A 12,185-nucleotide genomic window follows, 5' to 3' on the forward strand; every position below is an offset into this window, starting at 1 on the left:
CGTAAAAAAGCCCGCAGGGTTTTCCCCTGCGGGCTTTTGTTCTTTCAAAACAGCATATTCCCGCCCCACGCCTGTCCCCTGTGAGGGCTCAGCCCACAGGCGCTTTCTCTCCTGATCCTTCGAGCACCCGGTGGATCTCCGTGGAGAGGACCTCCACGGAAAAGGGTTTCTGGATAAACCCGTTGCACCCGGCCTCCATCATCTTTTCTGCGCGCCCCTCCAGGCTGTAGCCGCTGCAGAGGATCACCCGCACATCCGGGTTGATCTTCTTCATGGCCCGGTAGGCAATGTCCCCTCCGGCGTCGGGCATCACCACGTCCAGGAGCACCAGGTCGATCTCCTGCCACGCCTCCCTGTACATGGAAACGCACCGGCTGCTGTTCTCCGCCACCAGGCAGCGGTACCCCAGGCCCTTGAGCATGGTCTTCACCACCTCACGGATCTCCGGTTCGTCATCCACCACCAAAACCGTTCCCTCGCCGCTGTGGACCGCCAAGGGAGAGGCCTCCTCCTCCCACCGCGCCTTGGAGGTGGCGGGCAGGTGAATCGTAAAACAGGCCCCCCGGCCCTTTTCGCTGGTCACGGTGATGGCGCCCTTGTGGTTTTTGACGATGCCGTACGCCGACGCCAGGCCCAGGCCCGTGCCCCGCCCCATCTCCCGGGTGGTGAAGAAGGGGTCGAAAATCTTGCTCTGGGTTTTCTTGTCCATGCCCACGCCCGTGTCGGAGACCGCCACCGTTACATAGGCCCCGGACTTGAGGTTGAAGGCTGCGGCCAGCTTGTCGTCGAGGTCCGTCATGCCGGTCTCGATGTGGATCCTGCCACCGTCCGGCATGGCATGGGAGGCGTTCAGGTAAAGGTTCAGGAGCACCTGCTCCATCTGGGTCCGGTCGATCTCCACGTTGGGGAGCCACTCGGCCATGGCTTCGGAGATCATGATCCCTTTGCGGGTCCGGCCGAACATGGAGAGGCTGCTTTTCACCACCGTGTTCACGCTCTCCGGCCGCACATGGGATCGCCCTCCCCTGGCAAAGCCCAGGAGCTGGCTGGTGAGGGAGGAACCGCTGGCCACCAGCTCCTCGATTTTGCCCCCGCGCTTGTGCACAATGTCCCCGGGGCCCGTGAGGCTCATGATCAGGGAGATGTTGCCCTGAATGGCCATGAGCAGGTTGTTGATGTCGTGGGCAATGCCCCCTGCCAGGGTCCCGATGGCCTCCAGTTTCTGGGCCTGGAGAAGGTGCTGAAACAGTCGGTCCTTCTCCTCTTCCACCCGGCGCCTCTCATCGAGCTCCTCCTGGAGTTTGGTGTGCATCATGGCGTTGTTCAGGGCAATGGTGGCAAGCTCCGCAAAGCGGATGAGGACCGCCATGGCCGTCTCGTCCATCTCAAAATCATCCCCGAACTGGGCAAGGCCCATGACCCCGCCCACGTTGCCCTCCAGGCGGATGGGCACGGCCACGGAGGCCCCCAGCGTCTCCAGGCCGGGGTGGCCTTTGACCCGGCCGTTCCATGTTTTGTAGTCCTCTACGTACAGGGGGCGATCCGTCTCCCACACACGCCCCACAAGCCCCTCTCCGATGCGGGAGGGGATCTTGGGCACCTCCAGGAATGGGCCGGAGGTGACGATGGGGTGAAGCTGGCGGGTGGACTCCCTGTACTCGAAGTAGTATCCGCTCTCCATGTTCATGAGGCCCCCTGCCCGCTTGAGGAGAAGCTTCAGGAGTTCGTTGAACCCCAGCTGGCGCATTAGGTCCAGGGTGGTGTCGTGGAGGGCCTCCATAAGGGAATTTTTCACCCGGAGCTTCTCTTCGGCCTCTTTCTTTTCCGCGATCTCCCGCAGGAGGGCCCGGTTGGCCTTTCTGAGGGCGCAGGTCCGCTTGGCCACGTTCTTCTCCAGATCGACCTGCTGGGCCTCCAGCTGCTGCCAGTTTTCCACCAGCATCCCGCTGAGGGCCCCGAAGGAGAGGGAGAGCTCCCGGATCTCCGTGGTGGTGGACCCGTCGGACATCTCGTCGATGTCCAGGCTTCCCAGCACCTTGCCCACCGGCTCGGTCTCCGCCCGCTTCCTGAGGAGCAGGAGCTTTCGGTTCAGCCGTCCCAAAGGGGCGATGCTGATGCGGATCAGAATCAGGAGGCCCGTGATCACCGTCATGAGAATGGCCGCCCCTCCGGCAAGGACATCCATGGCGCTCTTTCGGATATGTGCCGAAAGCTCCCGGGACGAATACCCGATGCGCAGGCAGCCGATGGGCCGCCCGATATACCGCACCTTCATGCAGGTGTCGAAAACCGCCTCGCCCTTGCCCCCGCGCACGACCCCCTTGTAGGCCACGGCCTCGGACAGGGGGCGCTCACGGACGGAGAACTCCTTGGACTGGTAACGTTCGAAGACCTCGGACCGGGGGCCGTCTGCAACACAGCCCGGGAGCCACCCGCCAACGCTCTTGCTGTCCGATGAAAAGAGGATTTTGCCGTCCTTGTCGTGGATGGCATAATACAGCATGTCCCCGTTGGACTGCAGGGCCATGTCCAGGGTAATCTGAATGGTTCGCCAGTTGGAGTTGTAGATGTTGTGGCTGATCCGGCGGGAAAGGTACCGTGCATCCCGCTCCATCAGCTTGTAGGTGGCCTCGGTGACCCGTTTTTTCTGGGAATAGGTCACCAGGCCGGAGGAGACAAAAACCACTGCCAGGACCAGCACACTCACCACTGCCAGGAGCTTGGTCTGCAACCGCATGTGAAACGCCATAAATCACTCCTAATCCACGGAGATCTCATGTAAAAAAAAGAGAGAAGCCGTCTCCGGGGCAACACGTTGAAGCTCCCCGCAGCTCATGACGGGAAAATAGACGGAAAACGGACCGCCCAGCGCCGGGTGGATGGGCTGGTCGTTGATGCGATACACCAGCATCACGTCGCAGGAGAGAAGCGGGGCCACAGGCAACGTGATGGATTTCCCCGCAAAGGGGGTGAGGGTCAGCTCCCTGCCAGTGACATCCTCACCGTCAAAAAGAGCCGCCAGGGGGACGGCCGTCACCCGGCACGGCTGGTTCAGCTTGGGCAGGTCCCACCGGTACCCCAGGGGAATGGAGAGATAAAGGGTCCGGTGCTCCGGCAACAAGGCATCCAGGCCAGACAGGGTGTAGGTTTTGGTCTTTCCGTTGACGGACACCTTCACCTCCGGATTGTCCAGGTAATCCGGGACCAGCGTATCCACGTACCAGCAATAGGCGCTCTGGTGCATGCCCATCCCCGGGGGGAACAAAAGCTTGAGGGGCCCCCCGAGATAACGGCTCAGGGGCTTGCCGTCCTGATCTGAGACAATGATCACCCCCGGTTTTGAGACCACCTCGGCGGGAAGGTACACGGTGTACTGATCATGGCCGATCAGCGTTACCCCGGCCATGTCCGTAACCCCGGCCTGATTCAGAATCCGGCCCAGGGGAACCCCCGTAAAGGAAGAGGGGCCGCCGGAGTCAAAGTTGGGATCCCCGGAGGAAAAGGTCACCGCCCCGGGCACCGTGGCCCCCACGGCAACGGATACCGTGCCGTGCCCCTTTTTTCCCCCCATCACCTTGACACGCCCGGCAGAAGACGTCTCTGCGGACAGAAGGGCGGCATGGCAGAGAAGAAGCCATGCGAACACACACAAACGAAGGGTACCGGAGCGCACCGTCATATCCTCACCATGATGGGTTGAAACACAATTTCACCCGGATATGTCGTAAAAAACCATCAGTCCGACACAATGCCATGCGACTCGTAAAATATCCGGGTTATGTGTTTTGTCGTAGAAAATCCGCGTCTAGAAAGACGTATCGGCCGATAAAGGTAATTAGTTAAACGCTATTCCATCACGCCGGATGCCACCCGCCTGCCTCGCCCGTGTGTTGCCCCGGAACGGAAAGCACGGCAGGGCCAACGCATTTAAAAATCCAGTTGCCTCCGGCGGATCGCTTTTTAAAAAAAGCGCCGCAAAAACGTTCCGGTAATCAAGGACTTACCTTCAGCCCCACAGGAACAGGGCATTATTACGGTTGGCTATTGTGACAAAAATTAGTTATTTCAAGAATTCAACATGTAATTGACCGGTTTTGGCCCGATCCTCTGACCCTTCGGGCGCACTCGACTCGTGAAATATCCGGGCAAGGAGCCCCCATGATTCCCCCTTTGTTCGCCACAGGATTCCAGACCGTCTTTTTCTCCATGCTGCGCATCGTGGTCGTGGCCCTGCTGGCAGGTGTCCTGGTGAGGCGTCGTGTCATTCGCTCCGAAGACATCGACACCCTCTCCCGCATCACCATCCATGTGCTGCTTCCCTGCCTCATCCTCACCTCCCTGATCACGCGCCTGGACACCGGTTCAACGCCCCTGTGGTGGCTCCTTCCCCTGGCGTCCATGGCCATGAACCTGGGCGGCCTCTTTTTCGGATGGGTCCTCTTCGGCCGGACCACACGGCGCCACCCGGAGCTCATCGCCATGAGCGGCATCCAGAACTCCGCCTACCTGGTCCTGCCCGTGGGACAGGCCCTCTTTCCGGAGACCTTCGACACCTTCGCCGCCTACTGCTTTCTCTTTGTCATCGGGAACACCCCCATCCACTGGACCCTTGGCGTGCGCCTCGTGGGGGGCAAGGGCAAAGTCCGCTTAAGAGAGATGATCAACCCGCCCCTTGTGGCAAGCCTTGCCGGAGTCGCCATCGCGTTGTCGGGACTCTCCCCCCATGTCCCGGCCCTTGCCCTGGACGCCACGGGCCTCCTCGGAAGCGCCACCATTCCCCTGGCCACCTTTATCCTCGGGGCGACCTTAGGGGAGGTTCGCCTGCAAAAGCTTCCGCCCTGGCACCGCCTCCTCGGCCTTGCAGGCGTCAAGTTCGGCCTGGTCCCCCTCATTACCTGGTGGGCCATCTCCGCCTTTGACCTGGCCCGGCAAAGCCCCCTCATCGCCTCCCTCTTCATGATCCAGGCCGCGGCCGCACCGGCCACCAACCTCATCCTCCAGGCACGGGCGTACAACGGCCGCACGGAGATCATCGGGGGTGCCATGCTGGCCTGCTACGTGGTCTGCCTCATGGCCATCCCCTTCTGGCTGACCCTGGCCACGGGGCCGGTATCCCCCTGATGACGGCCGGTTCCGCCCTTGCCAGCAGCCCGGGATTGCGCTAAAAGAGACGGATTGTGACGATTGCATAAGAAGGAGTGATGATGGAGAGCGCACAGGAAAACCTGAACCGGTACCTGGAGATGGAGACGATCCTCAACCGGTTTTTCGGGATCTTTGACTTCTGCCTCAAAGGATGCGTGCTGCCCGAGCTGGAACGCAACGGCAACCAGCCCTTTGCCGCCTGTTGCAAGGACAAGTATTACAAGGTCTACGACCTGGATCACCCCAGCTTTGATCTCCTGCGCAAAGAGCGGGAAGCCCTCTACGGAAAACCCGAAGACGTAAAAGAGTCCAGCCTGGTGAGCCCCTGCGAGTACCACACCAACACCGGCTGCACCCTTCCCACCCACAAAAGCCCCATCTGCCTTGCCTTCATGTGTCGAAAGAGCATCGACGCCCTCCGCGACGGCCACGGCATTTACACCTACGACTACCTGGGGTTCAACTACGCCCTGGAGTGGATCCTCACCGGCGACATGTCCCTTGCCGACTACGCTGAATTCCGCCAGAGCTGCCTGGACATGATCACCACCCTGGAGGCCGAATCCGGCCAGGCCTGCTGACCCGGCCTCGCCCACAGGCGAGCCCGGCACGGAAGCCGTTGATTATCCGTTGGATCTCTGGTACGTTCGAACAACCACAGCCACGTTCTGCAGGTCCGCAGGACCCCGTCAACACATCGCCGCCATACCCAAGTAAAGGGGAACCCCGCCATGAAGACGCGCATCCTTGCCTTTTTCGTCCCGGTCCTGTTTGCCCTTGCCTCCTGCACCACCCTCATGAACCTCATGCCTGAAGTTCCGCAACACAAACGCCAGGTAATCTACGACATGGTCGACGCCATGGCCTTTCCCGAAGCCCGAAAGCTGGGACGGTCCAAGGAGCGCCGCATGGGCCTGAAAAAAGGCCAGTGGATCACGGTTCTCCAGGAGGCCCTGGACGGGGATAAAAATGTCGCCCTGACCACCACCAAGGTCATCTCCGTGGACGGCAACACCGTGACCCTGGAAACGGAAAGCCTCTCCGCATCCAATGACGCCCGGCCCCTCCACAGCCAGGTCACCTTCGAGAACTACCCGGTGTGGGGAAGCCTCTCCTATACCCGGGACGAATACGACCGCATCGCAGGCCAGCTCCGCATCATCCGGGTCCGCACCAGGGAGGGGGACGGCCCTGTCAACGACATGCCCCCTGAACTCCTGGCCATGGCCCGGGGCCTCACCGACAACGCCCTGGCCGGCTCCACGGTCCGTGTGGGGGAGGCCGAGCGCCAAGCCTATGACGGCACTTATATTAAGGCCCGAAGCTGCTTTTCCCACAGCTACTCTGTGACCATATCCGGCATCACCTCCAGCGGGCGCAGCCTGAGCCACAGCTCCGTTCCGGTCAGCGGCGCCATCCTCATCGAAGACGAACACACCCGGGCCACCACCATCGCCTACGGATACAAAGGCGCCACCTCGGTGTTTCCCCCGTAACCAGCCTGAGCCGGGAGGGGTAAACCGAACAGCCGGGTCTTTGCCTCCCCCGCATGCATGGGAGCTGCCATGGACACCCCCGTCACCATCCCCCCTTTGTCGCGAAGGGAATTTCTGAAAAAAACCTCTGCCGCCGTGGCAGGTTCCATGGCGGCTGCCGGATGCGCCGGTCACACCCCTGCCATCACCCCTGCCCATCCCGGCGAACCAACGCCCCACAGGACCCTGTTCACCAACGGTCAGCTCCTCTCCCTGCCCCAAGGACGGATCACCCCCGGCTGGTCCCTGCTGGTGGAGGCCGGGCACATTGCCTGGGCCGGTCCGGGCACGCCCTTTTCCGGCCTGGAGGCCCGGCACATCGATCTAAAGGGAGCGTACCTCCTGCCCGGCCTCATGGACGCCCACTGCCACATGACCCTGCCTTCGGCCGCAAGCTTCTCTCCCCTGCTGGGGCTGGCCACCTGGCGACAGCTCAGGAAAAATTTCGAGAACCAGCTCGCCTCCGGGGTCACCCGCGTCCGGGACATGGGCGCCATGCCCCCGGTGCTGGGCACCCTGGTCCGCCAGGTGGAAAAAGGCCAACTGGCCGGGCCGGACGTGATCACCTGCAACGCCATCTTCAACGTGGACGGAGGCCACCCAGACATCTCACCGTCCGATGTCTCCTGGGTCGCGGCCTTCGGCAGCCTCTTTACCGGGGCACCCACCGTGTCGTTCAAAGAGGGGGAGCTGGCCTCAGCCTTTGGGGCCAACTGCCGGAACGCCGACTTTGTCAAGATCACCCTGGACAACACCTCCCTCATCGCGGGCAAGCCCTTTATCAACCGCTACAGCGACCCTGAACTCGCCACCATCTTCCGCCTGGCCCGGGACGCTGGAAAACCCGTGGCAGGCCACGCCATGAGCCGTTACGGCGTGAGCCGCGCCCTTGCCCACCCCATCCACTCCCTGGAACACACCGTCTCGGACGGGCCCCTGGACGAAGCAACCCTCAAGGCCATGGCCGACAACAAGGTTTCCGTGGTGCCCACCACCATCCTGGCCAACCTCTACACCCTGCTGGATCTTGCCGAGCCCCTTCCCAAAGGCCTCCTCTCCCGCCGGGCCCTTTTGGAAGCCCCCATCCGGGAGGCCTACCTCGCCGCCGTCACCGAAGACGACGTGGAGCCCGCCATCCATGAAAACAACCTGGCCATGCTGGAGGCCATGCAAAAACACCCCTTTTCCGAGCTCTACACACGGGGCGACTACACCTTCAATCCCCACCTCTTCTTTCCCATCCTCACCCACGGCCAGAAAAACCTCATGCGCATGAAAGAGGCGGGTATCCGCATCGGCTGCGGCACCGACGCCGGGGTCCCCCTGAACTATCACGGCGCCATCGTGCGCGAACTCCAGTGCATGGCCCGCCTGGGTTTTACCAACACAGAGGCCCTCACCTGCGCCACCGTAAACAACGCCCACATCCTGGGCGTGGAAAACGAGGCCGGCACCCTCACGCCGGGCAAACGCGCCGACTTCATCACCATGGCGGAAAACCCCTTGCAGGACCTCGCGGCCTTGAACGACCTCACCCTCATCGTTAAAAACGGCACCGTGTACGAAAAAACCTAAAACCGTGCCTCCGGCGGCGAGGTGAGCCACCTCGAAAGCTGATTGCCCTTGCGCTTCGCCCGATACAAAAGCCGATGGTTTAACCGGACTGTCTTCCATGGTTACAGTTGGTGGATAGAGCAGCCTCCGGCTGCCAGGAAATGATCCCCTGGCTCCCAGGGTACGACGTTGATGAATTCACGCGACAACACGCAAAAAGCCCTGATGATCTGCAAGAATCATCAGGGCTTTTTTGTATTCTCTTTCGCCAAGGAAAACACCCGCGTTTCTCTTGGGTTCACGGGCGAAGCCCGTCAGCGAATGCGATGGCCTGAGGAACGAAGGCCGGGAGCATTCGCGAGCCTGGGATCCAAGGGCTCAGCCCTTGGCCGCCGGAGGCAAACATGGGCTGAGCAGGTTCCCTCACGAAAGGTCAAACAGGGCTGTGGTGTTGTTCCAGACGGTGTCGGCAAGGAGTTCCACGTCGTCGCCGCGAACCGCGGCCAGTTTGAAGAGCACCTCACGGACAAAGGCGGGCTCGTTTCGCCGCACCTTGTTTTTGTGGGGTGCGGGGGTGAGGTAGGGGGCGTCGGTCTCCACGAGAAGGCGCTCCCGGGGGATGGCAAGGACCTGTTCCCGGAGGTGCTCGCCCCGCTTCTGGATGGTGACGATGCCCGTGACCCCGATGTGGAGCCCCATGTCCAGGTAGGCCTCCATCTCTTGGGTGGAGCCGCTGAAGCAGTGGACCACGCCGCGCAGGCCGTCGAACCGGTGGGCGGAGAGCATCTCCAGGAACCGGCCCTCGGTGTCCCGCTCGTGAAAGATCAGGGGAAGGTCAAGGGATTGCGCCACCTCAAGCTGACGGACAAACCACGTCTCCTGCACGTCTTTCGGGGAGTACATGCGGTTGAAGTCCAGGCCGCACTCACCCCAGGCCTTGACCCTGTCCCCCTTGGCCAGTTCGGCCAGGCGGGTCAGGACGCCCTCATCGGTATCGGCGGCGTCGTGGGGGTGGATGCCCACGGAGGCGTAGAAAAAATCAGAATTGTCGGCAAGGGCCGCGCAGCGCCGGGAGCTTGCTTCGGAAACCCCCACCACCATGGCCCTGACCACGTCGGCGGCCTCTGCCCGGGCCACCACCTCCTGAAGGTCGTTCTGGTAACTCTTGTCATCCAGGTGACAATGACTGTCTATAATACGCATATCGCTGTTGCTTTGCTCATCGGTGTTCAAAAGAGGATGCATCGTCCGGAAGGCCCGAAAGGGGCGAGCCGGACCGGTCCGTCACACGGCCCACGCACATCACGCCGGGTAAATCGGCTTCGATGGCCGCAAGGGTATCCGGGTTGCAGGCAAAAAGCAACTCGTACTCTTCTCCCCCGGAGGCCATGTACGCAAGGGGGTCTTCCCCTGTGGCCCCGCACCAGTCGGTAAGGGCGCCGTGGGCCATGTCCGGCCTCAGATCAAAAACCAGGCTCACCTTGGATTCCCGGGCCAGATGCCCGGCGTCTCCGGCAAGGCCGTCGCTGATGTCCATGGCGCAGCGCACCCGGTGTTTTCTCAGCACCTCGGCCGCATCGAACCGGGCCGCAGGTTCTTTAAAGGCCTTCACAAGCTCAGGGTAACGGGTCTCCTGGGTTTCCAGGCACCGAAGACCGGCCCGGGCAAGACCCAGGGGACCGGTGACGCACACCAGGTCTCCGGGGCAGGCGTCTGTTCGACGGGGCATGCGCCCCTGGCCCTCGCCCACGGCAAAAAGATCCAGGGAGAGCTCGGAGGCCCGCGAGGTGTTGCCCCCGCCCAGGTCGCACCCGTAACGCTCCAGCGCATGCCCCAGGCCGTCGTAGAGCTCTTCGGCCACGGCCCCGGGGAGTGTGGGCGGAAGCCCCAGGTTCACAAACAGGGCCACGGGCCTGGCAAAGGAGGCGGCCAGATCGCTTAAGGTGACGGAAACGGCCTTGGCGCCGATCTCAAAGGGGGTCTGCCAGTCGCGACGGAAGTGCACCCCTTCCCGCTGGGTGTCGGTGGTGATCACAGGCTGGGCAAGCCAGGCCAGAAGGGCGGCATCGTCCCCTGCGGCCACGCGACAGGGGCGGTAAAGGCTGGCCCTGTGGGGCCGCCGCGTCACCAGGGTATCGATGAGCCCGAATTCTCCGGATTCTTTGGGGTCTGAAGTCAACGGAAGCGCCTTTGTGTGTGGGGTACGCATGGGATGGGGTGCGACGGCCAGGGCAACCCCGGGTGGGGTCGGGCGGCGAGCTCAGCCGAAGAGGCTGGCCATGGCCTCGAATCGCTCAAGCTGGGTGTCGCCGTACCGGGCCATGAGGCGTCGCACCTTGTCCATGGGTTTTTCAACGGTCAGGGTGTCGGGGTTTTTGGAAAAAAATTTATCGGCGTAGCAGATGATCTTCTCTTCCAGGGTTTCGGGCTGGAGGTCCCGGTGGGGCAGGGGCAGATCAGCGTCCATGATCTCCCGGGCCGAGAGCCCGGCCCCGGTATGGCGCTCGCACACGCGGGCATGACGGGGAAGCCCCGCCTCCAGGAGCATCTCGGCGCCGATGACGCCGTGACGGATATAGGGGGCCTCCCCCCGGCATCCGATGCCCGGCGCCCAGGTGCGGACCATGCCGATATCGTGGAGCATGGAAGCCTCCTCGATAAACCGGAGGTCCGGGTTCAGGTGGGCCACCCGGTGAGCCACGGCCAGGGCCTTGTCGGCCACGCAGCGGCTGTGGGTCAAAAGCACCTCAAGGGCTTCCGACCCGTTGCCGTAGTGGGCCTTCAAGATGGCGTCGACGTCCACGCTCATCGCTTGCGCCTCGCCATCAGGGCGGCTTCGATGAAGGGATCCAGGGCACCGTCCATGACGGCCTTGATGTTTCCGCTCTCTTCATCGGTGCGATGGTCTTTCACCATCTGGTAGGGATGCATGACGTAGGAACGGATCTGGCTGCCCCAGGCGATCTCGTCCTTGTTGTCGTGCATCTCCTGCATCTCAGACTCCACCTTCTGCATCTCCACCTGGTAGAGGCGGGAACGCAGCACGCTCATGGCGATTTCGCGGTTCCGATGCTGGGAGGATTCCTGCTGGCACTGCACCACGATCCCCGTGGGGATGTGGGTGATGCGCACGGCGCTGCTCGTCTTGTTGACGTGCTGGCCGCCGGCACCGCTGGCCCGGAAGACATCCACGCGCAGGTCTTTCTCCTGGACGTCGATGACGATCTCGTTGTCCACTTCGGGACAGACGAAAACCGACGAAAAGGAGGTCTGCCTCTTGCCGTTGGCGTTGAAGGGAGAGATCCGCACCAGCCGGTGCACACCACTCTCCACCTTCAGATAGCCGAAGGCGTTGGTCCCGGTCACCGTAAAGGTGGCACCCTTGATCCCGGCTTCGTCACCGGGCTGGTAGTCCACCATGGTCACCTTGAACCCCTTGTGCTCACACCAGCGGGTGTACATGCGCAACAGCATCTCGGCCCAGTCCTGGGAGTCGGTGCCCCCTGCGCCGGGGTTGATGGAAACGATGGCGTTTCGATCGTCATCTTTCCCATCGAGCATCATCTCAACAGAGAGGCTCTTCAGTCGCTTATCAATCCCGTCGGCATGACGCGCCACCTCTTCAAGGGTCTCCTTGTCGCCCTCTTCCATGGCGAGTTCCAGCAAAAGTTCACCGTCTTCGATGTCCTTTGAAAGCTCGTTCCAGTTTTCTAAAAGGGTGGTCAGGAAGGACCGCTCCTTGAGAACGGCGGTGGTGGCGTCGGGATTGTTCCAGAAGTCCTTGTGGGACACCTGGGCTTCAAGTTCTTTTAGTCGAAACTCTTTGCCAGGCAGGTCAAAGACAACCTCCCAGCTGTCCCAGGCGAGTACTGAACTCTCGAAATGCCTGTTTCAACTCAATTGACATGTTTTATCTCCTTAAAGGGCTTGCCGTCAAAATCGTCTGCCCAC

Annotated in this window: 10 protein-coding genes; 4 read left to right on the forward strand and 6 right to left on the reverse strand. The window is 62.0% G+C overall.

Annotated features, from left to right (window positions below; all coding sequences use genetic code 11):
• Positions 1-88: 88 nt before the first annotated feature.
• A complete protein-coding gene (locus MSL71_RS03220) occupies positions 89-2,749 on the reverse strand; it encodes a response regulator (RefSeq protein ID WP_180137218.1) in 2,661 nt (886 codons plus the stop codon).
• A gap of 9 nt (positions 2,750-2,758) precedes the next feature.
• Positions 2,759-3,679, reverse strand: coding sequence for a molybdopterin-dependent oxidoreductase (locus tag MSL71_RS03225; protein WP_180137219.1), 921 nt, complete (start codon positions 3,677-3,679; stop codon positions 2,759-2,761).
• Between the two features lie 479 nt (positions 3,680-4,158).
• Here MSL71_RS03225 and MSL71_RS03230 point away from each other — a divergent pair, with 479 nt between their 5' ends.
• The 4 genes from MSL71_RS03230 (at position 4,159) to MSL71_RS03245 (ending at position 8,255) form a co-directional block, all read left to right on the forward strand.
• Complete coding sequence (locus MSL71_RS03230) at positions 4,159-5,121, forward strand: AEC family transporter (RefSeq protein WP_180137220.1); 963 nt, start codon at positions 4,159-4,161, stop codon at positions 5,119-5,121.
• Between the two features lie 80 nt (positions 5,122-5,201).
• Entirely contained in the window at positions 5,202-5,726 is a 525-nt protein-coding gene (locus MSL71_RS03235) for a hypothetical protein (RefSeq protein WP_180137221.1), read from the forward strand.
• A 150-nt stretch (positions 5,727-5,876) separates the two neighbouring features.
• A complete protein-coding gene (locus MSL71_RS03240) occupies positions 5,877-6,641 on the forward strand; it encodes a hypothetical protein (RefSeq protein ID WP_180137222.1) in 765 nt (254 codons plus the stop codon).
• A gap of 69 nt (positions 6,642-6,710) precedes the next feature.
• A complete protein-coding gene (locus MSL71_RS03245; protein WP_180137223.1) occupies positions 6,711-8,255 on the forward strand; it encodes an amidohydrolase family protein in 1,545 nt (514 codons plus the stop codon).
• 402 nt (positions 8,256-8,657) lie between these two features.
• On the opposite strand, the gene MSL71_RS03250 is transcribed toward MSL71_RS03245, so the two are convergent.
• From MSL71_RS03250 to prfB, 4 genes are all read right to left on the reverse strand, one after another.
• Complete coding sequence (locus tag MSL71_RS03250; protein WP_180137224.1) at positions 8,658-9,437, reverse strand: TatD family hydrolase; 780 nt, start codon at positions 9,435-9,437, stop codon at positions 8,658-8,660.
• A gap of 16 nt (positions 9,438-9,453) precedes the next feature.
• Positions 9,454-10,413, reverse strand: a complete 960-nt coding sequence (thiL, locus tag MSL71_RS03255; protein WP_180137225.1) for a thiamine-phosphate kinase — start codon at positions 10,411-10,413, stop codon at positions 9,454-9,456.
• Positions 10,414-10,494: 81 nt separating this feature from the next.
• A complete protein-coding gene (locus MSL71_RS03260; protein ID WP_180137226.1) occupies positions 10,495-11,043 on the reverse strand; it encodes an HD domain-containing protein in 549 nt (182 codons plus the stop codon).
• Positions 11,040-12,141 (reverse strand): peptide chain release factor 2 gene (prfB, locus tag MSL71_RS03265; RefSeq protein WP_425484392.1). Its coding sequence is split into 2 segments (ribosomal slippage): positions 11,040-12,083 and positions 12,085-12,141, totalling 1,101 coding nucleotides; the frame shifts between segments, so codons are not numbered across the junction. The genes MSL71_RS03260 and prfB overlap by 4 nt, the downstream gene beginning before the upstream one ends.
• Positions 12,142-12,185: the final 44 nt, after the last annotated feature.

It is taken from the genome of Desulfoluna butyratoxydans (assembly GCF_900699765.1).
GTDB lineage: Bacteria > Desulfobacterota > Desulfobacteria > Desulfobacterales > Desulfolunaceae > Desulfoluna > Desulfoluna butyratoxydans.